25 protein-coding genes are annotated in these 24,753 nt (G+C 55.1%); 8 read left to right on the top strand and 17 right to left on the bottom strand.

The annotated features are described in order from the left end of the window. The first annotated feature begins 119 nt into the window (after positions 1-119). Positions 120-407 (top strand): DUF2756 domain-containing protein, encoded by a 288-nt coding sequence (locus NXS97_RS14520; protein ID WP_014604833.1) that lies wholly within the window; start codon positions 120-122, stop codon positions 405-407. Here the strand turns inward: NXS97_RS14520 and ugpQ are convergent. The 10 genes from ugpQ to NXS97_RS14470 all read right to left on the bottom strand — a co-directional run bounded on the left by ugpQ (position 404) and on the right by NXS97_RS14470 (position 10,524). Continuing rightward, on the bottom strand, positions 404-1,147 hold the full coding sequence (gene ugpQ, locus NXS97_RS14515) for a glycerophosphodiester phosphodiesterase (protein WP_022622524.1): 744 nt from the start codon (positions 1,145-1,147) through the stop codon (positions 404-406). The genes NXS97_RS14520 and ugpQ overlap by 4 nt on opposite strands. Beyond that, the gene (locus NXS97_RS14510) at positions 1,144-2,217 is read right to left on the bottom strand and encodes a sn-glycerol-3-phosphate import ATP-binding protein UgpC (RefSeq protein ID WP_105087918.1); all 1,074 of its coding nucleotides are present in this window, start codon (positions 2,215-2,217) and stop codon (positions 1,144-1,146) included. The genes ugpQ and NXS97_RS14510 overlap by 4 nt, the downstream gene beginning before the upstream one ends. A 2-nt stretch (positions 2,218-2,219) precedes the next feature. After that, a complete protein-coding gene (ugpE, locus tag NXS97_RS14505; protein ID WP_013027550.1) occupies positions 2,220-3,065 on the bottom strand; it encodes a sn-glycerol-3-phosphate ABC transporter permease UgpE in 846 nt (281 codons plus the stop codon). Then, positions 3,062-3,949 (bottom strand): sn-glycerol-3-phosphate ABC transporter permease UgpA, encoded by an 888-nt coding sequence (gene ugpA, locus NXS97_RS14500; protein ID WP_014594803.1) that lies wholly within the window; start codon positions 3,947-3,949, stop codon positions 3,062-3,064. Before ugpA ends, ugpE begins: the two co-directional genes overlap by 4 nt. A gap of 55 nt (positions 3,950-4,004) precedes the next feature. Then, positions 4,005-5,321: a sn-glycerol-3-phosphate ABC transporter substrate-binding protein UgpB gene (gene ugpB, locus NXS97_RS14495; protein ID WP_013027552.1), complete on the bottom strand. Its 1,317-nt coding sequence runs from the start codon at positions 5,319-5,321 to the stop codon at positions 4,005-4,007. 273 nt (positions 5,322-5,594) lie between these two features. Then, a complete protein-coding gene (gene livF / locus NXS97_RS14490) occupies positions 5,595-6,302 on the bottom strand; it encodes a high-affinity branched-chain amino acid ABC transporter ATP-binding protein LivF (protein ID WP_013027553.1) in 708 nt (235 codons plus the stop codon). Between the two features lies 1 nt (position 6,303). Beyond that, positions 6,304-7,071 carry a high-affinity branched-chain amino acid ABC transporter ATP-binding protein LivG gene (gene livG, locus NXS97_RS14485; protein ID WP_116220157.1) on the bottom strand — a complete coding sequence of 256 codons (768 nt, stop codon included), beginning with the start codon at positions 7,069-7,071 and terminating at the stop codon, positions 6,304-6,306. Further along, on the bottom strand, positions 7,068-8,339 hold the full coding sequence (locus NXS97_RS14480) for a high-affinity branched-chain amino acid ABC transporter permease LivM (RefSeq protein ID WP_013027555.1): 1,272 nt from the start codon (positions 8,337-8,339) through the stop codon (positions 7,068-7,070). Before NXS97_RS14480 ends, livG begins: the two co-directional genes overlap by 4 nt. Continuing rightward, positions 8,336-9,262, bottom strand: coding sequence for a high-affinity branched-chain amino acid ABC transporter permease LivH (livH, locus tag NXS97_RS14475; protein ID WP_014594805.1), 927 nt, complete (start codon positions 9,260-9,262; stop codon positions 8,336-8,338). The genes NXS97_RS14480 and livH overlap by 4 nt, the downstream gene beginning before the upstream one ends. Before the next feature lie 137 nt (positions 9,263-9,399). Continuing rightward, positions 9,400-10,524, bottom strand: a complete 1,125-nt coding sequence (locus NXS97_RS14470; RefSeq protein WP_013027557.1) for a branched-chain amino acid ABC transporter substrate-binding protein — start codon at positions 10,522-10,524, stop codon at positions 9,400-9,402. Between the two features lie 403 nt (positions 10,525-10,927). Here NXS97_RS14470 and panM point away from each other — a divergent pair, with 403 nt between their 5' ends. Next, positions 10,928-11,314, top strand: a complete 387-nt coding sequence (gene panM / locus NXS97_RS14465; protein ID WP_014604831.1) for an aspartate 1-decarboxylase autocleavage activator PanM — start codon at positions 10,928-10,930, stop codon at positions 11,312-11,314. Between the two features lie 45 nt (positions 11,315-11,359). On the opposite strand, the gene rpoH is transcribed toward panM, so the two are convergent. The 4 genes from rpoH to ftsY form a co-directional block, all read right to left on the bottom strand. Beyond that, entirely contained in the window at positions 11,360-12,217 is an 858-nt protein-coding gene (rpoH, locus tag NXS97_RS14460) for an RNA polymerase sigma factor RpoH (RefSeq protein WP_013027559.1), read from the bottom strand. Between the two features lie 230 nt (positions 12,218-12,447). Next, positions 12,448-13,431: a permease-like cell division protein FtsX gene (gene ftsX, locus NXS97_RS14455; RefSeq protein ID WP_014594806.1), complete on the bottom strand. Its 984-nt coding sequence runs from the start codon at positions 13,429-13,431 to the stop codon at positions 12,448-12,450. Then, positions 13,421-14,089: a cell division ATP-binding protein FtsE gene (gene ftsE / locus NXS97_RS14450; RefSeq protein ID WP_013027561.1), complete on the bottom strand. Its 669-nt coding sequence runs from the start codon at positions 14,087-14,089 to the stop codon at positions 13,421-13,423. Before ftsE ends, ftsX begins: the two co-directional genes overlap by 11 nt. Positions 14,090-14,094: 5 nt before the next feature. After that, complete coding sequence (gene ftsY, locus NXS97_RS14445) at positions 14,095-15,858, bottom strand: signal recognition particle-docking protein FtsY (RefSeq protein ID WP_019106873.1); 1,764 nt, start codon at positions 15,856-15,858, stop codon at positions 14,095-14,097. Positions 15,859-16,091: 233 nt separating this feature from the next. Here ftsY and rsmD point away from each other — a divergent pair, with 233 nt between their 5' ends. After that, a complete protein-coding gene (rsmD, locus tag NXS97_RS14440) occupies positions 16,092-16,691 on the top strand; it encodes a 16S rRNA (guanine(966)-N(2))-methyltransferase (protein WP_014594808.1) in 600 nt (199 codons plus the stop codon). Further along, positions 16,681-16,950, top strand: coding sequence for a DUF1145 family protein (locus NXS97_RS14435; protein WP_013027564.1), 270 nt, complete (start codon positions 16,681-16,683; stop codon positions 16,948-16,950). Before rsmD ends, NXS97_RS14435 begins: the two co-directional genes overlap by 11 nt. 28 nt (positions 16,951-16,978) lie before the next feature. Here NXS97_RS14435 and NXS97_RS14430 read toward each other — a convergent pair whose 3' ends face one another. Further along, complete coding sequence (locus tag NXS97_RS14430; RefSeq protein ID WP_019106373.1) at positions 16,979-17,335, bottom strand: DUF2500 domain-containing protein; 357 nt, start codon at positions 17,333-17,335, stop codon at positions 16,979-16,981. 152 nt (positions 17,336-17,487) lie between these two features. Here NXS97_RS14430 and NXS97_RS14425 point away from each other — a divergent pair, with 152 nt between their 5' ends. Both NXS97_RS14425 and NXS97_RS14420 read left to right on the top strand, forming a co-directional pair. Further along, positions 17,488-18,117 carry a lysoplasmalogenase gene (locus tag NXS97_RS14425; RefSeq protein WP_013027566.1) on the top strand — a complete coding sequence of 210 codons (630 nt, stop codon included), beginning with the start codon at positions 17,488-17,490 and terminating at the stop codon, positions 18,115-18,117. 88 nt (positions 18,118-18,205) lie between these two features. Then, positions 18,206-20,491: a zinc/cadmium/mercury/lead-transporting ATPase gene (locus NXS97_RS14420; protein ID WP_019106372.1), complete on the top strand. Its 2,286-nt coding sequence runs from the start codon at positions 18,206-18,208 to the stop codon at positions 20,489-20,491. A gap of 26 nt (positions 20,492-20,517) precedes the next feature. Here NXS97_RS14420 and tusA read toward each other — a convergent pair whose 3' ends face one another. Beyond that, positions 20,518-20,769, bottom strand: coding sequence for a sulfurtransferase TusA (gene tusA / locus NXS97_RS14415; RefSeq protein ID WP_014604827.1), 252 nt, complete (start codon positions 20,767-20,769; stop codon positions 20,518-20,520). Between the two features lie 205 nt (positions 20,770-20,974). Here tusA and NXS97_RS14410 point away from each other — a divergent pair, with 205 nt between their 5' ends. After that, entirely contained in the window at positions 20,975-21,640 is a 666-nt protein-coding gene (locus NXS97_RS14410; protein WP_019106371.1) for a 7-cyano-7-deazaguanine/7-aminomethyl-7-deazaguanine transporter, read from the top strand. A 117-nt stretch (positions 21,641-21,757) separates the two neighbouring features. Next, complete coding sequence (locus tag NXS97_RS14405) at positions 21,758-22,312, top strand: DcrB family lipoprotein (RefSeq protein WP_013027570.1); 555 nt, start codon at positions 21,758-21,760, stop codon at positions 22,310-22,312. A 106-nt stretch (positions 22,313-22,418) separates the two neighbouring features. Here the strand turns inward: NXS97_RS14405 and iolC are convergent, their stop codons facing one another. Then, on the bottom strand, positions 22,419-24,338 hold the full coding sequence (iolC, locus tag NXS97_RS14400; RefSeq protein WP_019106370.1) for a 5-dehydro-2-deoxygluconokinase: 1,920 nt from the start codon (positions 24,336-24,338) through the stop codon (positions 22,419-22,421). Positions 24,339-24,753: the final 415 nt, after the last annotated feature.

The following is a 24,753-nucleotide window of genomic DNA, read 5'->3' as shown; positions in this document are numbered from 1 at the left end:
GCAAATTCAGTGCACTCCTGGAGCAGGAATCTGAACCCGTGCATAGAATTATGATAACGACCCCGTGACCCGATTTGGGCACGCACACACAGCATCCGGTCGTTTACTGGAGGATAAAAATGAAAAAGTGGCTTATGGTTTTTGCCGCCCTGCTGCCGTTAAGCGGCATGGCGAACATGCTGAATAACACTAACAATCCTAATCAACCCGGCTATAACCCCAGCCAGCAGCGCATGCAAACGCAGATGCTCAACCAGTCGCAGCAACAACAGAACAAACTGCAACAGGATCAGCAGCGTCAGAATCAGGATTTACAGCGTAAACTGCAGGAACAACGAGACAGTGCCCAGCAGCGAGTGATTAAATCGCAGCCGGGCCAGCAGCAGAATCAACAGAGTCAGTATTAGCGGAAATCGGGGCCGATGATGTCGATGCTGTCCGTACAGATGGCATCAACGCCCCATTTCAACAGCGTTCTGGCCCGGTCAGGGCTGTTTACGGTATAAACCAGAATATGCAGATCGGCCTCTTTCAGTTCTGCCACCCGCGCCTCGGTTAACACCTTATGATTGAGATGAATGGAGGTGCAGTCGAGCGCGCGGGTTTTCGCTTTCCACGCGGTGTCCCAGCTATGGGATAACAGCCCACGCGGTAGCTGAGGTTCAGCCTGCATCGCGGCTTCCAGCGCCTCAAAGGAAAATGATGACAGCAATGGCAGCGTTTGTCCCTGCCACAGCGCGGCGGCTGCCTGAGCAATGGCGCGCCCGGTTTCTGCATCCGTTCCTGTTGTAGGTTTAATTTCGATATTGGCCATCATGCCATGCTGGCGACAGCGCTCGGCGACCTCATCCAGCCGGGCCAGCTTTTCCCCCTGAAATACATCGCTAAACCAGCCGCCCGCATCCAGCTGCGACAGCTTGTCCCAAGGCAGTTCACCCGCTACGCCCCAGCCGTTGCTTGTACGATCTAACGTATCGTCATGCAGCAGGAAAATATGCGCATCGGCCGACAGTTTGGCGTCGAATTCAATCATCAGGTGACCATATCTGGCGCCCGTATCAATTGCCGCAAGTGTATTTTCCGGTGCCAGCTTTCCTCCGCCCCGATGGGCGACGATGGGCGGATAAGGCCACTGTTTTTTGCTCATTCCAGACGTTTCCCGTGCGTTGAATCGAAGAAATGTAGCGACCCCACGGGCAGATGCAGCCACAAGGTACTGCCTGCTTCAGGGCGCTCGCTGTGGGGCAAGCGTACCACTAAACGTGCCTCGCCGATGCGGCCATGCGCCAGATTATCCGCCCCGAGCATTTCCAGGGTTTCCACCCGGAACGGAATTCCGCCCTGCGCCTGGCTGCTGATCTGAATATGTTCTGGTCGTACGCCAAGGACGACGGGACGGTTGGCCCACTTCGCTTTTCCCTCGCCAATGGCTATCCCGTGGGAGGCATCAATCGTAAAGCGCGTCCCCTCCTGGCTGATATTGCCATGGATCAGATTCATGGCCGGTGAGCCCATAAAAGACGCGACAAACTGGCTGGCGGGCCGTTCATAGACCTCTACCGGCGTGCCGATCTGCTCCAGTATGCCTTTGTTCATGACCATGACGCGCTGTGCCAGCGTCATCGCCTCGACCTGATCGTGCGTCACGTACAGGCTGGTGGTTTGCAGACGACGGTGCAGCTGCTGAAGCTCCAGGCGCATCTGGACACGCAGGCGGGCATCCAGATTAGAGAGGGGCTCATCAAACAGAAACACGGCAGGCTCACGCACGATAGCGCGGCCCATGGCCACGCGCTGGCGCTGCCCACCCGATAACTCACGCGGACGGCGCGTCAGCAGGTGATCCAGCTCCAGGCTCCGTGCGGCTTCCAGCACACGTTGACGAACATGTTCTTTACCCATGCCGCGGATTTTCAGGCCGTAAGCCATGTTCTCTTCGACGGACATATGAGGATAGAGCGCATAGTTTTGGAACACCATGGCAATGCCGCGGTCTTTTGGCTCTTCATGAGTGACACGTTTATCAGCAATATAGATATCGCCAGAGGTCACCCGCTCCAGTCCGGCGACCATACGCAACAGCGTGGATTTGCCACAGCCCGAAGGGCCCACCATCACCATAAACTCACCGTCGTTGATCGTGACGTTGAGCGGTTGGATGATCTGATTTTTACCGTCGTAAGACTTGGTCACCGCCTGAAGGGTTACGCCTGCCATCTTTATTTCTCGCTCTCAACCAGACCACGCACAAAGGCGCGCTGCATAACAAATACCACCACCACCGGTGGAATCAGGGTTAACAGCATTGCCGCCATCACTTCGTTCCACTGGGTTGGCGAACCGCTGGTGGAGATCATGCTTTTAATGCCGGCCACGGCAGTGCCCAGGTTGGCGTTATCAATGATTAACAGCGGCCAGAGATACTGGTTCCAGCCATAGATAAAGGTGATCACGAACAGCGCCGCCAGGTTAGTTTTCGACAGCGGCAGCACGATGTCCCAGAAAAAACGCATCGCGCTGGCCCCGTCAATGCGCGCCGCTTCGATTAACTCATCCGGTAGCGACATAAAGAACTGCCGAAACAGAAAAGTGGCGGTAGCTGAGGCCATCAGGGGCAGGGTCAGCCCGCTGTAGCTGTCCAGCAGATTAAGATCGGCGATAACCTGCACCGTCGGGAAAATGCGCACCTCAACCGGCAGCATCAGGGTAATAAAGATCATCCAAAAGAACAGCGAACGCAGTGGAAAGCGGAACCACACCAGCGCAAAGGCCGACAGAATCGACACCAGGATTTTGCCAATCGTAATACCCAGCGCCATGATGACGCTGTTCATCAGCATCACGCTAAAGGCCGGACCGTTGCCGTTAACCCCGCGCGTCCAGATGTTCGAAATGTTTTCCCACAGGTGCGTGCCGGGAATCAGCGTCATCGGGACGTTATACACGGCGTCGTTATCCAGCGTAGCCGCCACAAAGGCGACATAGAGCGGAAACAGAATGGTCAGGATGCCCAACACCAGCACCACATGGCTGAATATGTCCAGCCCGCGACGGTTTTCAATCATTGGTATTGCACCTTACGCTCAACAAAACGGAACTGAATGACCGTCAGGCCAATCACCAGCAGCATTAACACCACGGACTGCGCGGCTGAAGAGGAGAGATCGAGGCCAGTGAAGCCTTCCCGGTAAATTTTATAGATAAGCGTGGTCGTTGCCTGAACCGGACCACCGCCTGTCGCGGCATCAATCACCGGGAAGGTATCGAAGAAGGCATAGATCAGATTGACCACCAGCAGAAAGAAGCTTACCGGCGTGATCAACGGGAGCGAAATCGAGAAGAAGCGGCGCACCGGCCCCGCGCCATCAATGGCGGCGGCTTCAACCAGCGACTTCGGTATTGACTGTAATGCAGCAAAAAAGAACAGGAAGTTGTAGCTCATCTGTTGCCACACCGAGGCCAGCACCACCAGAAACATAGCCTGACCGCTGTTTTGGGCAAAGTTCCAGTTATAGCCCATGTGGTTAAGCAGATAGCTGAGTAAACCCAGGCCGGGGCTGAACAGAAACATCCATAATACTGCGGCAATAACCGGCGCCACGGCGTAGGGCAGCAGCAGCAGCATCTGATACAGCTTGCGCAGCCGCACGACATAGTCCACCAGTGCCGCCAGGAGCAAAGACGATACCATGCCAAAAAACGCCACCATCCCGCTGAACTTGATCGTGGTCCAGAAGGTATCCAGATAGAGGCTATCGGAAAACAGCCGTTTGAAGTTATCCAGCCCGACAAAGGTGCTGGAGATACCGAAGGGATCCAGGTTTTGCAGGGAATACCACAGCGCTTCACCCGCTGGCCAGACAAAGAAAATAGCGGTGATCAGGAGCTGCGGGAGCACCAGCAAATAGGGTAACAGGCGATTGCGAAACACCGGGCGAGATGGAGACATAACGTTCTCTGACTTTGGGGAAAAAAGGCCAGCCGGAGCTGGCCTGCACACCGGATTACTTGTTCTGTTGCTCGAAACGACGCAGCAGTTCGTTACCGCGTTTCACTGCGTTATCCAGTGCCGCCTGCGGTGACTGCTTGCCGGTCCAGACGCCTTCCAGCTCTTCATCCAGAATGGTACGGATCTGAGGCATATTCCCCAGACGCATGCCTTTGGTGTAAGGCAATGGTGGCTTGTTCATCATCTGGCGAATAGCGATATCCGCGCCTGGATTTTTATCGTAGAAGCCTTCTTTCTTCGTCAGCTCATATGCCGCAGTGGTAATCGGCAGGTAGCCGGTTTTCTGATGCCATTCCGCCGCAATTTTTGGCTCGGTGAGGAATTTCATGAATTCCGCTGCACCTTTGTAGGTGTTAGCATCTTTGCCCTTCATCACCCACAGGCTGGCACCGCCGATAATCGCGTTCTGTGGCGCATTCGGGATATCCGCATCGTAAGGCATCATGCCTACGCCGTAGTTGAATTTGGCATAATGACGGATGTCGGCCAGCGAGCCGGATGAGGCCGTCGTCATACCACAATCCCCGTTGTAGAACTTGGCGGTCGATTCATCTTTACGACCAAAATAGGTGAAGTCACCTTTCTTGTTCATATCTTCCAGTAGCTGGATATGACGAACCTGTGCTGGCTTGTTGAACTCCAGCACGGCATCAGTGCCGTCGAAACCATTGTTCTTGGTCGCCACCGGCAGACCGTTCCAGGCACTGAAGTTTTCAATCTGGATCCATCCCTGCCAGCCGCTGGCATAGCCGCAGCTCATGCCTGACTTACGCAGCGCGTCGGCATCCTTTGCCAGTTCCTGCCAGGTTTTTGGCGGCTGGTCCGGATTCAGGCCCGCTTTTTTAAACGCGTCTTTGTTGTAGTACAGCACGGGCGTGGAGCTGTTGAAGGGTTGAGAGATCAGTTGGCCTTGTGCGTTGCTGTAGTAACCGGCGACCGCAGGCACAAACTGCTTCTCATCCATTGGGATGCCAGCATCTTTAAACACCTGGTACACCGGCACGATGGCTTTGGAGGCCATCATGGTTGCCGTACCCACTTCATAAACCTGTAACAGCGCAGGGGCTTTTCCTGTGCGGACCGCAGCGATACCTGCCGCCAGACTCTGTTCGTAGTTCCCTTTATACACCGGGACGATCTTGTAGTCGGGGTGCTCCTGGTTAAAACGTTGTGCCAGTGAGTCAACTTCTTTGCCTAACTCGCCTTCCATTGAGTGCCAGAAAGGGATCTCAGTTACGGCCAGTGCATTACCACTGATCGCCAGACCGAGCAGTGCGCTCATCAGGCTACGACGAAAAGTAACAACGGACATAGAATTTTCCTGTTCAGGTAGGTACGCGCGTTATCACGCATTTTTTGCTCGCGAAGTAACATGACACGCGGAAATGACGGAAAAATAACAGTCAGATGACGGAAAAATGACGGCAGAATGTCAGAAGATGACAGGGATAAGCGGGATTAATGCATGATGACGACAAGCGAGTGCAGAAGAATGCAGCTAAGGCAGCGCTGAGAAACAGCGCCCACACCTTTACGAGGAGGGCGCTGCCGGATCCTGGCCTGGCAGGAACGTCAGGCCAGAAAGCTAGGCGCCCAGATACGCGCTGCGCACGGCCTCGTTAGAAAGCAATGCCTCACCGCTGTCCTCCAGCACCACGTGACCGTTTTCCAGTACGTAGCCCCTGTCGGCCAGTTTCAGTGCCTGGTTCGCGTTTTGCTCGACCAGGAAAATCGTCATGCCTTCGCTGCGTAACTGCTCAATCGTATCGAATATTTGCTGAATAATAATCGGCGCCAGGCCCAGAGAAGGCTCATCGAGTAACAACAGGCGCGGCTGGCTCATCAGTGCCCGACCGATAGCCAGCATCTGCTGTTCGCCACCGGACATCGTGCCTGCCCGCTGAATTTTACGCTCAGCCAGACGCGGGAACAGCTGGTAAACACGTTCGATGCGCTGCAGATACTGCTGACGACTGGCAAAAAAACCGCCCATCGCCAGATTCTCTTCCACGGTCATACGTGAAAATACGCGACGGCCTTCAGGCACGATGGCAATGGCTTCACGCATAATGCGCGCCGTTTGCCAGTCGGTAATAGCTTTGCCATCAAAAGTAATGGTGCCGCTGGTGGCGCGCGGTTCGCCGCACAGCGTACCCAGCAGCGTGGTTTTACCGGCACCGTTGGCACCAATCAGCGTGACGATCTCACCCTGATCGATATGCAGGCTTACGCCATGCAGGGCCTGAATTTTGCCGTAATGCGCACTGACGTTATCAATGGTTAACATGGCCATATTACGCCTCTCCTAAATAGGCACGGATCACGTCCGGATTGTTACGAATCTCTTCCGGCGTGCCGTTAGCCAGCGGCGTTCCCTGATTAACCACATAGATACGATCGGAAATGCCCATGACCAGTTTCATGTCGTGCTCAATCAATAAAACGGAAACCTTATGTTCGCCACGTAACTCGGCAATCAATTCATCAAGCTCGTGCGTTTCTTTGGGGTTAAGCCCGGCGGCCGGTTCATCCAGCATTAAAATCTCCGGACGCGTCACCATGCAGCGGGCGATCTCCAGGCGGCGCTGCTGACCGTAGGCCAGATTACCGGCCTGGCGGTTGGCCATGTCCAGCAACCCGACGCGTTCGAGCCAGGTGGCGGCACGATCCAGCGCCTCGCTTTCACTGCGGCGAAAGGCGGGCGTTTTAATCAGGCCGGAAAAGACCCCGCTTTTCAGATGTTGATGCTGCGCGACCAGCAGGTTTTCTATCACCGTCATTTCGCGGAACAGGCGCACATGCTGAAAGGTACGGACAATCCCCATGCGCGCGATCTTCTGCCCGGATAAACCAGCCAGATTCTTGTCACGCAAGGTAATGCTGCCGCCTGTTGGCTTGTAGAAACCTGTCAGGCAGTTGAACACGGTGGTTTTGCCTGCTCCGTTCGGACCGATAAGCGACACGATTTCCTGTGGACGCAGTTCCAGTTTGACGTTGTTTACGGCTAACAGACCGCCGAAGCGCATCATCAGGCCTTCAACGGCTAATAAAGGCTGACTCATGCCTGCTCTCCTTGTTTACCCTGCCTGAGTTTCAGGTGTGGACGCTTCATCGGCAATAAACCCTGCGGCCGCCAGATCATCATCAGCACCATCAACCCACCGAGGACCAGCATGCTGTACTCATTGAGGTCGCGCATCAGTTCACGCGACACCACCAGCAGAATGGCGGCCAGAATCACCGCAAACTGCGATCCCATTCCGCCCAGAACCACGATGGCCAGCACAAACGCGGATTCAACGAAGGTAAAGGATTCGGGACTGACAAATCCCTGGCGCGCGGCAAACAGCGTACCGGCAAACCCCGCAAAAGCCGCACTGATAGTAAAGGCAGTCAGCTTGATACGGGTCGGGCTTAAGCCCAGCGAGCGACAGGCAATCTCATCTTCACGCAGTGCTTCCCAGGCCCGTCCAAGCGGCATACGCAGCAGACGGTTAATCACAAACAGCGTCAACACCACTAACAGTAACGCCACCAGATACAGGAAAATCACCCTGTCGCTGGGATCGTACTTCATGCCAAAGACCTCGTGAAACGTGCCCCATCCCCCTTCACTGACGCGGCGGCCGAACTCCAGGCCGAAGAAAGTGGGTTTGGGAATCTGGGCAATACCGTTCGGTCCCCCTGTAATCGCGGTATTGTTAAGCAGCAGAATACGGACGATTTCGCCGAAGCCCAGCGTCACGATAGCCAGATAATCGCCGCGTAGCCGCAATACCGGGAACCCCAGCAGCAGGCCAAAGGCCGCGGCCACTAATCCGGCCAGCGGCAGGCTCTGCCAGAAACCGAAACCATAGTAATGATTGAGCAAAGCAAAGGTATAGGCACCGATGGCATAGAAGCCGCCATAGCCCAGAACCAGCAGCCCCGATAGCCCAACCACCACGTTCAGCCCCAGGCCCAGCATGATGTAGATGAGCGTCAGCGTCGCAATATCAACGCTGCCGCGCGAGACCAGAAAAGGCCAGATAACGGCAGCAGCGATCATTAACGCCATGACAAGTTTTTGCTTCGGCGTGGAACCATCAAACCCAGGCAGCACCAGACCGCCACTGCTGCGCTTCAGCTTGCCCTGAAGCAGCGGACGCAGCAGCTGGAACAGAAACACCACCGCACAACCGATAAATATCCAGTTCCAGCGCACGCTACCGGCATTGACCACCTGTAGCTTCGTACCATTCAGATCGAGGCGCATTCCCATAAAGAACGCAGCCAGAACCAGCAACATGACCGTAGAGATCAGCGCATTGACCAGACCAAGGCGTTTCATACTTTCTCTACCTCCGGACGGCCCAGAATGCCGGTCGGCATCACCAGCAGCACCACGATCAGTAAGGCAAACGACACCACATCTTTATATTCCGTGGAGAGATAAGCCGAGGTCAGGGCTTCAGCAATGCCCAGCACCAGACCGCCAATCATCGCGCCGGGAATACTGCCAATGCCGCCCAGCACCGCTGCGGTAAAGGCTTTCATGCCCGCCATGAAGCCGATAAAGGGGTTGATGGAGCCATAAAACTGGCCTAACAGCACGCCGGCCACCGCCGCCATCGCGGCACCAATCACGAAGGTCAGCGAAATGACGCGATCCGTATTAATGCCCAGCAGGCTGGCCATCTTCAGGTCTTCAGCACAGGCTCGGCAGGCGCGGCCCATGCGGGAATAGCGAATAAACAGGGTCAGCGCCAGCATGGTCAGGAACGTCACCACCCAGATCACCAGCTGCATCGTCGACAGCGTGGCCGCGAAACCATTGCTTTCTCCCAGCGTCCACTGGCCGGTAATTAAGCTCGGCAACGCAAGATCGCGCGAGCCCTGGGTGAGGCTGACGTAGTTTTGCAGGAAGATGGACATTCCGATGGCGGAGATCAGCGCAATCAGGCGCTTGGAAGAGCGAACCGGCCGGTAAGCCACGCGCTCAATGCTCCAGCCATAGGCGCTGGAAATAATCACTGCCATCACAAAGCCGGCGGCGATCATGAGCCATGAGGTATCAATGCCCATCATCATCAGGGCAGCAATCACCATAAAAGAGACATAGCTGCCGATCATATAGACCTCGCCGTGGGCGAAGTTGATCATGCCGATAATGCCGTAAACCATGGTGTAGCCAATGGCGATCAGCGCGTAGGTGCTCCCGAGGGTGACCCCGTTGAACATCTGCTGAATGAAATAGAGAAACTGCTCGGACATAATGAGGACCTACTCAGAAACCAGAAAACCCCTCTCCTGCCAGCAGGAGAGGGTTAGCAAGGCGAAAGCATTGCCCCACAGGGCGCATCGCTTTGGCCTGCTTCCCCGAGCAAAGGCTGCAGGGAAGCGTCATGACCTTATTTAACCGCGGTGGATGAACCGTCTTTGTGCCATTTGAAGACACCAAACTCGAAGCCTTTCAGATCGCCTTTCTGATCCCAGCTCAGGTCACCCATCACTGTCGGCACAGGCGCGCCGGTTTTCAGGTTCTTCGCAATCGCATCTGGCTCATCGCTCTTACTGCGTTCAATACCAGTTACCAGAGACTGAATCGCCGCGTAGGTTGTCCAGACAAAGGGGCCGGTTGGATCTTTGCGGTTAGACGCGGTATTCGCTTTAATGGCTTCAACAATCGCCTTGTTCTGCGGCAGCTGGTCGTAACGTTTTGGTAAGGTTACATACAGCCCTTCAGAAGCGTCGCCTGCGATGTTAGACAGCGAGGCGTTACCCACACCTTCTGGTCCCATAAAGCCGGCTTTCAGGCCTGCCGCTTTCGCCTGGCGCAGAATCTGGCCCAGCTCCGGGTAGTAACCACCGTAGTACACGAAATCCACGTTCTCTTTCTTCAGACGCGCAACCAGCGTAGAGAAATCTTTATCGCCCGCGGTGATACCTTCGAACATCACCACGTTGCCGCCTTTGGCCTTCAGGGTTTTTTGTACGGATTCCGCGAGGCCCTGGCCATACTGCTGTTTGTCATGCACCACAGCGATACGTTTAGGTTTGATCACATCCAGAATGTAGTTCGCCGCCGTTGGGCCCTGGTCAGAATCCAGACCGGTGGTGCGCATCACATCTGCATAGCCACGTGCCGTGAGTTCAGGTGCCGTGGCCGCGGGGGTAATCATCAGCACGCCTTCGTCGTTGTAGATATCTGAAGCGGGCTGAGTTGAGGAGGAGCACAGGTGGCCGATAACATACTTAATGCCGTCGTTGATCACCTTGTTCGCCACCGCAACCGCTTGTTTTGGGTCGCAGGCGTCGTCATATTCCACACCGACCAGTTTGTCGCCGTTCACGCCGCCTTTGGCATTAATATCTTTAATCGCCTGCGCAGCGCCGGTAAATTCCATATCACCGTATTGCGCGACCGGACCAGTAGCGGCGCCTACGATAGCTATTTTAATCTCTTTCGCCATTGCCGCATGGCTCATCGCCAATGCAACGCATCCTGCCAGTAACGCGCGACCTGTCATTTTCATGCGAACTACCCCATCAGTTGTGTCGTGTTTGTTGTGAGTGGTTTTATTTTCTGCCAGATAAAGTGGAAAACTGATTTAACAATAATGAGTTAGCACGCTTTTCTGGCTTTTATTAATAATAAGGCTTTATATTTCAGTCTATTAAACAGGAAGTTTATTCTGTAAAGCAACTGACATATTCATGATTCGCAGCCAAAAGCAGCATAATCCTCTGGAGCCAATGCGTGGCTTTTACTCACCAGGCCAGCGCGTTATGCTGCCTTTAAAAGCGGATATCATGTTTATAGCTATTATCCTGGCACTCTGTCGCTGTTTTGACCTGTTTTATTGCCTAAAATGTGCCAGGGTTCCGGTAACGGGAATTGACTACACTAACGACTTTTTACACGCACAGGTGTTTATTATGAAGCTCACCATTTTGCGTCTCACCTCGTTGACGCTACAGGACCGGATAGATCTGGGGAAAATCTGGCCTGAGATCGATATAGAAAAGCTGGAGACAGCGTTGAATGAAAGCCATCGTCTTTATGCGGCGCGCTTCAACGATCGTCTACTGGCTGCATTACAACTTGAAATTTCAGGTATTCACGGCAAAGTGCATCATTTGGCTGTAAGAGATGTTACCCGGCGACGTGGCGTAGGACAGTATTTGCTGGAAGAGACGATGAAGCAGAATCCATCGTTAAACGACTGGTGGATTGCCGATGACGGCAGTGACGATCAACGTATTCGGGCGGCGTTTATGCAGGCCTGTGGTTTTCGCGCCCAGGTTGACGGCTGGGTAAAATAAAAAAACAGACAATAAAAAAGGGCGACCTGAAGTCGCCCTGTCTCGTCAGGCTTCGATAGCCATTCGGAGTTTCTTCATCGCGTTCTTTTCAAGCTGTCGGACGCGCTCTGCGGAAACGCCATAACGATCGGCCAGTTCCTGCAGGGTAGTTTTGTTGTCCTCATCCAGCCAGCGGGCGCGAATGATATGCTGGCTGCGCTCGTCCAGGCCTTCCATTGCGTACGTCAGCTTGTCGGCTGCATGTGACTCCCAGTTATCCTCTTCGATACCGTCGGCAAAATCAGAGGTTTTATCCTGGAGATACAGCACCGGCGCCATGGATTTACCTTCACCGCTTTCGTCATCAGCGGACATATCGAAGGTCATATCCTGAGCGGCCATGCGCGATTCCATTTCCCGCACATCTTTGCTGCTCACGCCCAACTCGCGCGCGACCATTTCTACTTCGTCCTGATTAAACCAGCCCAGGCGCTGCTTGGTTTTACGCAGGTTAAAGAACAGCTTGCGCTGTGCCTTCGTGGTCGCCACTTTCACGATACGCCAGTTACGCAGCACATATTCGTGAATTTCCGCTTTAATCCAGTGTACGGCAAAGGATACCAGACGGACGCCAACTTCAGGATTAAAGCGACGAACGGCTTTCATCAAGCCGATGTTACCTTCCTGAATCAGGTCAGCCTGAGGCAGGCCGTAACCTGAGTAGTTACGAGCGATATGAACAACAAAGCGTAGGTGAGACAGGATCAGCGTCTTAGCCGCATCCAGATCGCCCTGGTAATGCAGCCGTTCAGCCAACGCCTTTTCCTCTTCTGCCGACAGCATCGGCCAGGTGTTGGCAGCCCGAACGTAAGATTCCAGGTTGCCCAGAGGAGCAATAGCTAAAGTTTGCATTTCTTTGGTCATTCAAACCCTCACAAAATCAGTGGAATTGCCGCATCTTTCCTTAAGCGCACGTCACATTATGTCAACGTCGCAGGAAAACCAAAAGCAATCTGTGCTACTTGGAAAACAAAGTTATCCACAAGTTCAATTTTAGCAGTGAATATTTTACACACAGATGACAGCGGGGCAATATCCTCTGCACCCATTGTCGGCAGCAGAGGATGATTATAACAAAAAAATGTTGCAGAGGTTTACTGCGGCGTAAATCGGCGTAAATGTTGTACCGTAGCCAGCCAGGCCGCAACCCATCCAATAATCGCCGCGATCAGCAGCAGCAACAGTGCCTCATCCCAGGAGAACCCTTCCAGCGAGAAGGTCGTGCCAAACACCGAGGCAACATGGGCCACCACGGACTGCAAACGCAGGACCAGCACTTCGGAAAGAAGCAGCGATAACACGGCACCAGAGAAACCTAACAACGCACCGCCATACAGGAACGGACGCAGAATAAACCCGTCGGTCGCCCCGATCAACTTCTGCACGTTGATGGTATCGCGCCGGGCAAAAATGCTCAGCCTGACGCTGTTACCAATCACCAGGAACACCGCCACGATCATTAAGATACCGATCATGGAGGCAATCTGCCCCACCAGCCCGGTCAGCGCCGCAAGACGAGCAAACCAACTGTCATCCATGCGCACTTCGTCAACGCCCTGCACTTTCGCCACCCTGTCGCGCAGAGTTTGTAGCGTGTCGGAATTCTGGAAGGTCAGTTTAGGCGTAATGATGACCACGGCCGGGAGAGGATTCTGCTCCAGCATATCCATCGCGCCGCCAAAGCCTGACCAGTTACGGAATTCGTTCAGGGCTTCTTCACGCGTCAGGTAGTTAACGTGGTCCACGCCATCGACCTGCTTCAGCTGAGTCGTCACGTTTTCGGCGGCGGCATCATCCAGCGTTTTGGAGAGATAGACCGTCAGCTGCGGCGCGGGATACCACTGAGTGGCGGCCTGGCTAACGTTTTTCCACACCATGTAACACACGCTGGGCAACGTCAAAGAGATCGCGATAACCATCACCGTCAGCAACGTCGCTAACGGCTGACGCCACATGTCAGACAACGTACCGCGCAGCGCATAGCGCCACTGCTCCTGCCAGCCGCCGCGTAACGCTTTGCTTTTCGACGGTTGCTTCGCCTTCGGCGCGGCCGCGCGTTTGTTGCGTTTATTGACCATCGTGGCCTCCGTGCAGGCGTCCTTTATTTAGCGTCATCACCCGATAATTTCGGCGACCGATTAGCCCCACATCGTGTGTCGCCATCAGGACCGTCACCCCAACGCGGTTAAACTCTTCAAACAGGCGCAGGATGTCTTCAGACAGCGCCTCATCCAGGTTACCGGTTGGTTCATCAGCCAACAGCACCGCCGGTTTATTCACCACGGCGCGTGCAATACCCACGCGCTGCTGTTCACCACCGGAAAGTTGAATAGGATAACTTTTCGCTTTGTCGAGCAGGCCCACTTTATCTAACGCGGCTGAAACACGCCGCCGGATATCTTCCCCGCTGGCACCGGAGATGATCAGCGGAATGGCCACGTTGTCATAGACAGAACGATCCATCAGCAGGTGGTGATCCTGAAAGATCATACCAATCTGACGGCGCAGAAACGGCACCTCGCTGTTACGCAGGCGTGAAATATCATGCCCGCTAAACCAGATTTGTCCGGCGCTGGGACGCTCAATGCCACAAATCAGCTTCAGCAAGGTACTTTTCCCTGCGCCAGAATGGCCGGTCAGAAACGCCATTTCACCGGGACGTAGATGAAAATCTACGCCCTGCAGCGCCTGACGTCCGCCGAGATATGCCTTACTGACCTCTTCAAAGCGAATCATCCTAATTAGTCCTCTCGGGCAAACAATGCCTCAATAAAATCCTCGGCCTTGAACGGCCGTAAATCTTCGATGCCTTCTCCGACACCGATGTACCGGATAGGGATGCCAAACTGATCTGCCACCGAGAAAATCACACCGCCTTTGGCCGTGCCATCCAGTTTTGTCAGGGTAATACCGGTCAGACCAACCGCTTCATGGAACAGTTTGGCCTGGCTGATGGCATTTTGCCCGGTGCTGGCATCAATTGTCAGCATGACTTCATGCGGCGCCTGCTCATCCAGCTTTTTCATGACGCGCGTAATTTTCTTCAGTTCTTCCATCAGGTGCGATTTGTTTTGCAAACGGCCTGCGGTGTCGGCGATTAACACGTCAACGCCACGGGATTTCGCGGCCTGAATCGCATCGAAAATCACCGAAGCGGAATCGGCACCGGTATGCTGCGCCACCACAGAAATGTTGTTACGCTGGCCCCATACCTGAAGCTGTTCAACGGCCGCTGCACGGAAGGTGTCGCCCGCCGCCAGCATGACCGACTTGCCTTCTGCCTGATACTGACGAGCCAGCTTGCCGATGGTGGTCGTTTTACCTACGCCGTTAACACCGACCATCAAAATGACAAAAGGCGTTTTGCCTTCAACATTAAGCGGTTCTTCCACTTTCGCCAGAATGTCGGCCATTTCAGTTTTCAGCAGGCCATAAAGCGCCTCTGCATCGCGAAGCTGTTTACGGTCGGCATGCTGCGTCAGGCTGGTGATGATACGGCGCGTCGTTTCGACCCCCACATCCGCAATCAGCAGTTGCTCTTCGAGCTCTTCAAAAAGCTCATCATCAATCTTTTTGCCACGGAACAGGCCGATAAAACCCGATCCCAGGTTCTGACGGGTTTTCACCAGGCTGCGTTTCAGGCGGGCAAAGAAGCCCTCTTTTGTCGGACGATCCTGCTCCTGCGTCACCAGTGGCGCGGCGGCTAAAGGAAGATCGCTGACGGTATCTGTCGGCTCCACCCGATCGGCGTTTTCTGGAACATCCTCAACGGCATCCGCGTCGGCCAGCGCCAGTGCGGCGAGTTCATCATCGCTGAGCGGTGCCTCGTCTGCCACCGGGACAGGTTCGGACTGAAGGATTTCAGGCTCGTGCGGCGTAACCTCCACGATATCCGCATCGGCCAGCGCCAGCGCGGCGAGTTCGTCATCGCTGAGCGGTGCCTCGTCAGCCACCGGGACAGATTCGGACTGAAGGATTTCAGGCTCGTGCGGCGTAACCTCCACGATATCCGCATCGGCCAGCGCCAGTGCGGCGAGTTCGTCATCGCTGAGCGGTGCTTCGTCAGCCACCGGGACAGATTTGGACTGGAGGATTTCAGGCTCGTGCGGCGTAACCTCCACGATCTCCGCATCGGCCAGCGCCAGTGCCGCGAGTTCGTCATCGCTGAGCGGCGCCTCATCGTCCACAGGCTCGGACGCAGGTTCTGCGGGCGTGATAACGCCATCATGCGGATCAGGCACGTTTTCAGCCGATGGGGTAATTGCTGTCAGCTTTACTTCGCTATCGGGATCCGCTGCGTGTTGCTGTTCAACGACTTTTTCAGTCGTTGCAACGGTCTCTTCCGCGTGGATCTCCGCCTGACTTATTGCCGGGGCTTCCTGTTCTGGCTGCTGGACTTCCGGTTGTGCAGTTTGTGATGCCTGCGCTTCCGTTGAGGGTTGTTTCTCTTCTTCTTTGCCAAATCCCAGCCAGGAAAAAAAGCCTCGTTTTTTCTCTTTTGCCATTGTGTAACCACACTCCTCGATGGCTTCATCCCGGTAGCACAATGTTCCCAGGGTTAAAAACAGTATTGGTGATAAACGCCAGATGAGCGTCAAACCGCAGAATTATGCATAACAGCAGCAACGCTGTAGTCTAACACTTTCCAGCCAGCTCACCACAGCACCCTTTTTTAACGTTTCTTCTCATCGTTTCGCCCGTTAAACTACGCAACAAATTATGAAGATTTGTGAGCAAGATGATAAAACCTCCCCGTAAGACTGGTGGTGCAGGCCAAATCCGCATTATTGGCGGACAGTGGCGCGGCCGCAAATTGCCGGTGCCGGACAGCGCCGGACTGCGTCCGACTACCGACAGAGTGCGTGAAACGCTGTTTAACTGGCTGGCGCCCTCTATTCAGGCGGCCAACTGTCTGGACTGCTTTGCCGGCAGTGGTGCGCTGGGGCTGGAAGCCTTGTCGCGTTTCGCCGCGTCGGCAACGTTACTGGAGCTGGAACGCCCGGTAGCGCAGCAGTTGGCCAAAAATTTACAGACGCTTCAGGCCGCCAACGGCCAGGTTGTGCAGACCAATACGCTGACATGGCTGGCGCAGAGCGGTAAGCCGTTTAATATCGTGTTTATCGACCCGCCGTTTCGTCAGGGCCTGCTGGAACAAACGCTGCAACTGCTGGAGAATAACGGCTGGCTGACTGCTGACGCACTCATCTACGTTGAAAGTGAAGTTGAACGCGGTGCTCCCCCGGTTCCAGCACACTGGGATCTATACCGCGAAAAAATTGCCGGCCAGGTGGCCTATCGCTTATATCAGCGCCAACAGGAGACACACGATGTTACTTAATTTAGGACGCCTGCTGATGCTGTGCGTATGGGGTTTTTTACTGTTTAACCTGATTCATCCTTATCCTAAGCCACTGACCTGGTTTATCAATGTGGCTCTGATATTTATGATTCTGATGCATGGTCTGCAGTTGGTCCTGCTGCGCACCACCCAAGGTAAAGATGCGCCGCCGATCGATCGTGTCACCCAGATAAAAGTCTTTTTGTTTGGCGTATTCGAACTGGTCGCGTGGCAGAAAAAAAACTTCCCACGTAAGTAAGTCGTCACGGCGGGCACCTGGCCCGCCGTCAGTGCCGGGCGGGCGTAAACTGAATAAAGCGCGAGCCCTGCAGAGTCAGTTCCCCTTGCGTGCCCTTGTCCATCAGATGGTAGTCGCTTTCACTTACCCGCATCTTAATATCGCTTTCGCCGTTCAGCGGATGAAACCAGGCCTCATAGCGCATTTCATCACCGGCGATCACTTCCCGTTCACGCGAGCGCCGACTGGAAACAGAAAACTCACGTTTGGCTTTCACTTCGACTGTCAGGGTGCGAACCGGCGAGGCATCGTTGACGGCGGCTTCACGCCGCTGTTTGATGAACTGGCGAGTCGCTAAAACGGCGATAACAGCCAGCACAATGATAAAAAGTAGCGGTGGTTTCATAATATCCCAACGTTTCTCAGGTTACAGATGGCGTACATGGCGCGCTAAAGCATACAACCAGAGTTGACCGATTGTCACATCAGGCTGGCGTAACCTAGACTGACAGGAGTATTTCAGGAACTGTCACCATTTTTGGTCAATAGGGAGAAGCAATGCTCTGGTCCTTTCTCGCGGTACTTTTCTCCGGCTGGCTGTATGTGGATGCCTCTTACCGGGGACCTCAATGGCAACGCTGGTTATTCAAGCCGGTAACCTTACTGCTGTTAGTCGGCCTCGCCTGGCAAGCCCCCACGCGCAACACGTCAGACTATCTGATTGTGGCCGGGCTGGTCGCCACACTTGTCGGCGATACGCTGACGCTGCTTCCACGTCAGCAGACGCTCTACGCGCTGGGCGCGTTTTTCCTGTCGCATCTGCTCTATACGCTGTGCTTCGCCGCCAACATGACGATGAGTTTCTACTGGCCCATTCCGCTGACCTTTTTGATCATCGGGGTTGTCGTGATTGGCATTCTGTGGAGCAAGCTGGAAACGCTACGCTGGCCGGTCTGTACGCTTATTGGCATGACGCTGGTGATGAACTGGATGGCGGCAGAGCAATATTTTTTCCGTCCCAGCGATTACAGCTTTTCGATTCTCGTCGGTTCGGCCCTGCTTCTTTTGGCCAATATTGTGTGGTTTATCAGCCATTACCGTCGCCGCTTTAGCGCGGACAGCGCCATTGTCGCAGCCTGCTATTTTGCGGGCCACTTTATGATTGTCCGCTCCCTGTGGATTTACTAAGAAAGCGTCACAATAAATCTGAAGATGGAATAAACCGTCGGGTGTAAGATAAGGCGTGGGCATGGTGCCCACGTCTTCCGGAGGTTATATGCATCAACATCATGCTTGTGGCTGCGGTAAGCCCTGCGGTACGCACCGTGCCGCAAAACCGCTTTGTGCAATCCGCCCTGTTCGTTCCGGTACGCTGTCTGTTACTGCGGCAACGCCTGAAATTTCTGACGGCAATGGCTGCGGTGGTGACTGCGCGTGCGGCAGTTCATCCAGCAGTGAAGCCAATGACGAAGGTGACCGACGACGGTCCTCAGATGCTTTTCAGTTCAGCTGGCTGGTCAGCGGCATGGACTGCCCCAGCTGTGCCCGCGCTATCGAAACGGCCGTTCGTCAGCTTCCTGACGTCACCCAGGCCCGCGTCGTATTCTCCAGTGAGAAGCTGATTGTTGACGCCCGCGCACCGGTTCAAGGCGCGATAGAAGACGCCGTCAGAAAAGCCGGATTTCAACTCTCCTCCGCCGCTGCTTCCGCTTCTTCACCCGCCCCCTGGCAAACACATATCCCCCTTTTTCTGCTCGCCGGGTTAATGCTGGCCAGCGTTGCGCTCAGCCAGGTCAATGCTGTGTGGGGCGATCGATTATTTATTCTCACCACGCTGGTTGGTCTGGCACCGGTCGCGCGTAAAGCCTGGCAACGTCTACGAACCGGCTCCGCTTTTACGATTGAAACCCTGATGACGCTGGCGTCGGCGGGCGCGCTGTTGATTGGCGCCCATGCGGAAGCAGCCATGGTGTTGCTGCTGTTCCAACTGGGTGAACGCCTGGAGGCCTATGCGGCAACCCGTGCGCGCAGTGGCGTGAGTCAGCTGATGGCGATCCGTCCCGAATCGGCCGTGCGCCTGCAAAATGGCGTTCGCAGTGAGGTTCCACTGGCGGCGCTGCAGCCAGGCGACCGTATAGAGGTTGCCGCCGGTGGTCGCCTGCCGGTTGACGGATGCCTGGTCGCGGAAAGCGCCAGCTTCGATGAAAGCGCCTTAACTGGCGAGTCTTTGCCGGTTCTTCGCATGCGGGGCGATAAGGTGCTTGCTGGCGCCACCAGCGTGGACAGGCTGGTGACGCTGGACGTGGTGTCAAAACCCGGCGAGAGCGCGATTGACCGCATTTTGCAGCTGATTGAGGAAGCCGAAAGCCATCGTGCTCCGGTGGAACGCTTTATCGATAATTTCAGCCGCATTTACACGCCTGCAATCATGCTGCTGGCGCTGCTGGTCATGGTCATACCGCCGCTGCTCGGCGCGGGTCCATGGCTACCGTGGATCTACAAAGGGCTGACGTTACTTCTCATCGGTTGCCCCTGTGCACTGGTGATCTCGACGCCAGCGGCCATTACGTCTGGCCTTGCGACCGCGGCGCGGCGCGGCGCTTTAATCAAGGGCGGTGCAGCCCTGGAACGCCTGAGTACGGTGCAGACGATTGCGTTCGATAAAACCGGGACGCTCACGGAAGGCAAACCGCAGTTAACCCGCATTTTGTCATTCGGCGATCTCAGTGAAGACGAGATTCTGCTGCTGGGCGCCGCCGTTGAACGGGGCTCCACGCATCCGCTGGCTACGGCAATTGTGGCTGCGGCCCAGGCGAAATCCCTGACAATTCCGGCAGCCGCGCATCAACAGGCCATCGCCGGCAGCGGCATCAGGGCCGAGGTTGCAGGCCAGCGCATTGAACTGCTGGCACCGGCCTACGTCAACGCGCTGAACGCCCGGCAACTGGACATGATTAGCGAGCAGGAAGCCCAGGGCGAAACCCTGGTGATTGTGCTGCGTAATGGCGATGCGCTGGGTGCGCTCGCGTTGCGCGATCGGCTGCGCAGTGAAACGCCTGCCGCGTTGCAGGCGTTAAAGGCGCTCGGCATCAACAGCATTATGCTCACAGGGGATAACCCGCGAGCGGCGGCTGTGGTGGCGCAACAACTGGATATCGCGTGGCACGCAGGCTTATTACCCGCCGACAAGGTTGAGCGGGTTCGCCAGCTCAGTCAGCATCAGGTTGTGGCAATGGTGGGCGACGGCATCAATGATGCGCCAGCCATGAAGGCGGCCACGCTGGGCATCGCCATGGGCAGCGGCACCGATGTCGCGCTGGAAGCAGCCGATGCGGCTCTGACGCGCAATCAGCTTAGCCATCTGGCTCCAATGATCGGTCTGGCGCGTCGCACCCGGGCAATTATTCGTCAGAATATCGGCATTGCGTTAGGGCTTAAGGCGCTGTTTCTGGTTACCACGCTTCTCGGACTGACCGGATTGTGGCTGGCGGTGCTGGCTGATTCTGGCGCGACCGCGCTGGTCACGGCGAACGCGTTGCGGCTGCTGCGCACGCGGGATTAACAACCTGACGGCGGCAGGTGCCGCCGTTATTCGCCCATCCCTTTTCTGATCAAAAACTGATAAGGCAGCGTGTCGGTTTGCGCGACCAACAGGCGATGCTCCATAAAGCGGCAAAAACCGGGAATATCCCGCGTGGTCGCCGGATCGTCAGCCACGATCAGTAGCGTTTCACCATCCTGCATCCCGCGCACGGTTTTGCGAACCATCATGACCGGTTCGGGACAGCGCAGGCCTAACGCATCCAGTTGATGGTCGGCGGAAGAAAATGCATCACTCATCACGATCTCAATTCAGGTTGGCGGGCGCTTATTCTAGCGCGTCAGCCCTTTGACGCAAGGCGATAACGATTGCGTTAAAATTAGCCATTGCATTAATAGCACACCAGGGTAAGATGCGGCCGTTTTTTGTTCATGAAACCGTAGTGCGCGGACCGATCTGCGCCCTGCAATGGGTTCCCTCACCCCACGATTAAAAAGGCTAACTATGCTCGCATTTACCCCGCGTCAGCGCACTTATGCGCTTTTCTGGCTGTCCCTGTTTCACCTGCTGGTGATTACCTCCAGTAATTATCTGGTGCAGTTGCCCGTCTCCCTTTTTGGTTTCCATACCACCTGGGGCGCCTTTAGTTTCCCGTTTATCTTCCTGGCGACCGATCTGACCGTCCGCATTTTTGGCGCGCCGCTTGCACGGCGGATTATTCTGGCGGTCATGGTGCCGGCGTTGTTTATCTCCTATACCATCTCCAGCCTGTTTTATCAGGGCGAGTGGCAAGGCTGGCAGGCATTGCAGCAGGTGAACCTGTTTGTCGCCCGTATCGCCTGCGCCAGCTTTATGGCTTACGCGCTGGGCCAGATTCTGGATGTGCATGTCTTTAACCGCCTGCGTCGCCTGCCGCAGTGGTGGATAGCGCCCGGCTGTGCCATGTTTTTAGGTAATATCAGCGACACGCTGGCGTTCTTTTTTATCGCCTTCTATAAAAGCTCCGATGCGTTTATGGCGCAGCACTGGGTGGAAATCGCCCTGGTCGATTACAGTTTCAAGGTGCTGATCTGCATGGTGTTCTTCCTGCCTGCCTATGGTGTGTTGCTCAATGCGGCGTTGAAACGTCTGGCCGAACGCCAGGCTCAACCACAGATACATTTCAGCTAACCGGCAATACAGCCTTTCCTGACAATCCGCTAAAATCTTCTGACAATACTCAGGTTGCGTTTGCAGCCTGATTCCTGTTGTATAAACGCCTGAGTGGAAATTTAAAAAGGGATTCTGATGCGTAATTTAGTGAAATATGCGGGAATTGGTTTGCTGGTCCTCGGCCTTGCCGCCTGTGACCAAAAGAAAGATGACGCGGCAAACGACAACGGCGCATCTGCCAGTCAGTCGGCACAAACCGTGACGCTGATGGATGGCAAGTTAAGCTTCGCCTTACCGCCGGGCATGTCCGATAAGAGCGGCAAGCTGGGCTCACAAAGCACCAATATGCACGTGTATGCTGATGAAAGCGGCGCGCGGGCGATTATCGTCATTGCAGGTGATCCCACTAACGAAGGGCTGGATGTTTTATCACAGCGCATGGAACAACAGCAGCGTAACCGCGATCCGCAGCTACAGGTTGTCTCTAACAAAGCGGTCACCCTGGGCGGCGAACCTGCACAGCAGCTGGACACCGTGATCTCAGCCAATAACCAGACCTCCTGGTCTTCCGTCGTGTTGGCAAAGGTGGATGGTAAGCTGATGACCATGCAGATCACGCTGCCGGGCCAGAACCAGCAGCAGGCGCAAAGCGATGCTGAAACGGTAGTGAAGAGCATTAAACTGAAATAACCGCAACAGGCCCTTGCCTGATATGGGTGTTATTTCAGGTTCCCGCCCTGAAAACAGCGAGCCGCGTGGGAAAGCACGTCTCCACACGGCTCGATTCTGGTTCTTTTCACGCCTGCTCGCGTGCCGTGCGCCAGTAATCAATCAAACGCAGATAGTTATCTTTTACAGCCGTTACCAGCGCCGCGTCGTCAATTTCACCCTGCAACCACTGACTTGAAGGCTGGGCAAAAATCGTCCGTCCCACCGCGAAGCCTTTCACCCATGGCGCAGCCGCAGCCGCAGCGAAACCGAGTTTCAGCGTCTCCTCTGGCGCATCCAGCCCGAGCAACAGGATACCGCGACAGTGAGGATCCTGCGCCTCAATCAGGGTGCCAATGGCCTGCCAGCTCGCTGTTGACAGGGGCGGTAATTTCCACCAGTCCGGCTTGATTCCCAACGCATAAAAGTGGCTCAGAACCGCCAGATAACAGGCTTCGTTACGGTCTGGCTGCCCCTCTGGCAGAATCACTTCCAACAGCAGTTCATGCCCGCTTTTGTTACAGCCTTTCCAGACATCCAGCAACACGGCATCCTGCTCTTCACGCAGTTCGGCGCTGTCATGCGGGTGATAAAACACCAGACATTTTACCACGTGCTCCATTGGCCAGTTGGCAAGCTGTGTGCCGATATCGCCGTGTTCAAGGCGTAACGGTCGGGATCCCGGTAACTCTATCGGCCGCCCGATCCATCTGTTCTTGCCGGTAATGGCGTTAAGCGTCCGTTGCCCGAAGGTGGTATCGGCCAGAATGCCGCTTTTGCTTTCAATGCCTGCCTGCTGTACCGCCTGCTCTGCGGCCTGGAGCAGCAGGAGCTTGAGTTGAGGAATGTGGCTGACGTCAGCCCCCGCTGCCTTGGCCATATCGACCAGTTGCTTACGATGGTCAAAGGCAAAGATATTGAGTTCCGGCCAGGCACGCTGCCGGGTGGTCACGCGGTGCAGGTGCGTTAATCGACTGTCCAGATCCGGACGCTTGACGGCGTTTTCGCGGCTCAGAAAATCGTCCAGTTCTTCTCGGGTCGGCATCGCCGGCGCGCAACCATGGCGTGAAACCACCAACGCACCGCAGGCATTGGCATAACGGCAGGCCTGCTCCCAGCCTTCATCATTTAACCAGCCACGCAGCAGGCCCGACATAAACGCGTCACCTGCGCCCAGCACGTTTAACACCTCGACGCGCACGCCGCTGTGCAGCGTTACCTGCTCCCAGCTTTCCGGAATCTCATGTTCAAAGACAACGCATCCCATTGCACCCCGCTTACAGACCAGCGTAGCCTTACTGACCTCACGGACATTTCTCAGCGCCGTCAGCGTATCGGTGCTGCCGCCCGCGATATGGAATTCTTCTTCGGTGCCTACGATAAGATCGAAATAGTGGACGACCTGCTGCAGTTGCGCCGTTACCTCTGACGATGCAATGAAACGTGTTTCACCGTCACCCAGCGAGGTTAATCCCCACAATACTGGCCGGTAGTCGATATCCAGCGCCGTTCGCAGGCCGTTTTTGCGGGCGAGCTCCAGCGCCTTTAGCACAGCCGCCCGGGTCTGGGGATGTGACAAGTGCGTGCCGGTGACCGCTACCGAGCGGGAGGAGGCGATAAAGGACTCCTCGATATCCTCTGGCACCAGCCCCATATCGGCGCAGTTATCACGATAAAAAATGAGTGGGAACGTTTCGTCGTCTTTGATGCCGAGAATCACCAGGGCAGTAAGGCGTTTTTTATCCGTTATCAGCGCATCGGTATTACACCCAACCCTTTGCAGGCTTTCACGTAAAAAACGGCCGTTATGCTCATCGCCCACGCGCGCCAGCATGGCTGAACGCAACCCCTGAATAGCGGTGCCATAAGCGACGTTACCCGATGAACCGCCAAGATATTTGGCAAAGGACGTGGTGTCCTCCAGTCGCGCGCCAATTTGCTGACCATAGAAGTCTACGGCGATGCGTCCAATACAAATCACATCAAGACGCTTCTGTTGTGTACTCATGCTTCTGGTTTCCTTCTGTGATGAGCAGACACTGTGGACAAGTTGGATATCGGGGTCTGAAGGTGTCTGATTAGCGATAAACACAGTATGAGGAACAAATATTCCAAACTCAATTCAAAATGAAACTTACAATGCAATTATGTGAACCAGTTAAAAATCTGTCGCTCCCCGGTACTTTATCGCCATGCCCTGCGCACCGCGTACCACAAGGCGGCAGACTCACCGCCCGTCTTTTAGGGCTGACCTGACAATGAAATGAAATATCTTAAAAAACGGCAACTCTCACCAATCATTCCAGTTCCCCCCTTTCCTGCGTATTACGTGGGATCGGCAGGAATGTAAATTTGATCCCCCTCGCAAAATGAAATATTTCTTCTGTAATTGTATTTTATGAAAAATGCATTTGTTTATAATC

The sequence above is a fragment of the Pantoea sp. B623 genome (genome assembly GCF_024814475.1).
Taxonomy (GTDB): Bacteria; Pseudomonadota; Gammaproteobacteria; order Enterobacterales; family Enterobacteriaceae; genus Pantoea; species Pantoea ananatis.
This window is presented reverse-complemented; position numbering and strand designations above follow the sequence as displayed.

What these genes read in the sequence shown, in the direction of transcription:
- rpoH (WP_013027559.1), bottom strand. Translation starts at nt 12,217, where the DNA reads ATGACCAAAGAAATGCAAACTTTAGCTATTGCTCCTCTGGGCAACCTG.
- NXS97_RS14510 (WP_105087918.1), bottom strand. Translation starts at nt 2,217, where the DNA reads ATGGCAGGCGTAACCCTTCAGGCGGTGACCAAGTCTTACGACGGTAAA.
- NXS97_RS14480 (WP_013027555.1), bottom strand. Translation starts at nt 8,339, where the DNA reads ATGAAACGCCTTGGTCTGGTCAATGCGCTGATCTCTACGGTCATGTTG.
- ftsX (WP_014594806.1), bottom strand. Translation starts at nt 13,431, where the DNA reads ATGGTCAATAAACGCAACAAACGCGCGGCCGCGCCGAAGGCGAAGCAA.
- ftsE (WP_013027561.1), bottom strand. Translation starts at nt 14,089, where the DNA reads ATGATTCGCTTTGAAGAGGTCAGTAAGGCATATCTCGGCGGACGTCAG.
- ugpA (WP_014594803.1), bottom strand. Translation starts at nt 3,949, where the DNA reads ATGTCTCCATCTCGCCCGGTGTTTCGCAATCGCCTGTTACCCTATTTG.
- panM (WP_014604831.1), top strand. Translation starts at nt 10,928, where the DNA reads ATGAAGCTCACCATTTTGCGTCTCACCTCGTTGACGCTACAGGACCGG.
- NXS97_RS14470 (WP_013027557.1), bottom strand. Translation starts at nt 10,524, where the DNA reads ATGAAAATGACAGGTCGCGCGTTACTGGCAGGATGCGTTGCATTGGCG.
- livF (WP_013027553.1), bottom strand. Translation starts at nt 6,302, where the DNA reads ATGGCCATGTTAACCATTGATAACGTCAGTGCGCATTACGGCAAAATT.
- NXS97_RS14410 (WP_019106371.1), top strand. Translation starts at nt 20,975, where the DNA reads ATGCTCGCATTTACCCCGCGTCAGCGCACTTATGCGCTTTTCTGGCTG.
- iolC (WP_019106370.1), bottom strand. Translation starts at nt 24,338, where the DNA reads ATGAGTACACAACAGAAGCGTCTTGATGTGATTTGTATTGGACGCATC.
- NXS97_RS14520 (WP_014604833.1), top strand. Translation starts at nt 120, where the DNA reads ATGAAAAAGTGGCTTATGGTTTTTGCCGCCCTGCTGCCGTTAAGCGGC.
- NXS97_RS14405 (WP_013027570.1), top strand. Translation starts at nt 21,758, where the DNA reads ATGCGTAATTTAGTGAAATATGCGGGAATTGGTTTGCTGGTCCTCGGC.
- tusA (WP_014604827.1), bottom strand. Translation starts at nt 20,769, where the DNA reads ATGAGTGATGCATTTTCTTCCGCCGACCATCAACTGGATGCGTTAGGC.
- NXS97_RS14430 (WP_019106373.1), bottom strand. Translation starts at nt 17,335, where the DNA reads ATGAAACCACCGCTACTTTTTATCATTGTGCTGGCTGTTATCGCCGTT.
- livG (WP_116220157.1), bottom strand. Translation starts at nt 7,071, where the DNA reads ATGAGTCAGCCTTTATTAGCCGTTGAAGGCCTGATGATGCGCTTCGGC.
- rsmD (WP_014594808.1), top strand. Translation starts at nt 16,092, where the DNA reads ATGATAAAACCTCCCCGTAAGACTGGTGGTGCAGGCCAAATCCGCATT.
- NXS97_RS14425 (WP_013027566.1), top strand. Translation starts at nt 17,488, where the DNA reads ATGCTCTGGTCCTTTCTCGCGGTACTTTTCTCCGGCTGGCTGTATGTG.
- ftsY (WP_019106873.1), bottom strand. Translation starts at nt 15,858, where the DNA reads ATGGCAAAAGAGAAAAAACGAGGCTTTTTTTCCTGGCTGGGATTTGGC.
- NXS97_RS14435 (WP_013027564.1), top strand. Translation starts at nt 16,681, where the DNA reads ATGTTACTTAATTTAGGACGCCTGCTGATGCTGTGCGTATGGGGTTTT.
- ugpE (WP_013027550.1), bottom strand. Translation starts at nt 3,065, where the DNA reads ATGATTGAAAACCGTCGCGGGCTGGACATATTCAGCCATGTGGTGCTG.
- livH (WP_014594805.1), bottom strand. Translation starts at nt 9,262, where the DNA reads ATGTCCGAGCAGTTTCTCTATTTCATTCAGCAGATGTTCAACGGGGTC.
- ugpB (WP_013027552.1), bottom strand. Translation starts at nt 5,321, where the DNA reads ATGTCCGTTGTTACTTTTCGTCGTAGCCTGATGAGCGCACTGCTCGGT.
- ugpQ (WP_022622524.1), bottom strand. Translation starts at nt 1,147, where the DNA reads ATGAGCAAAAAACAGTGGCCTTATCCGCCCATCGTCGCCCATCGGGGC.
- NXS97_RS14420 (WP_019106372.1), top strand. Translation starts at nt 18,206, where the DNA reads ATGCATCAACATCATGCTTGTGGCTGCGGTAAGCCCTGCGGTACGCAC.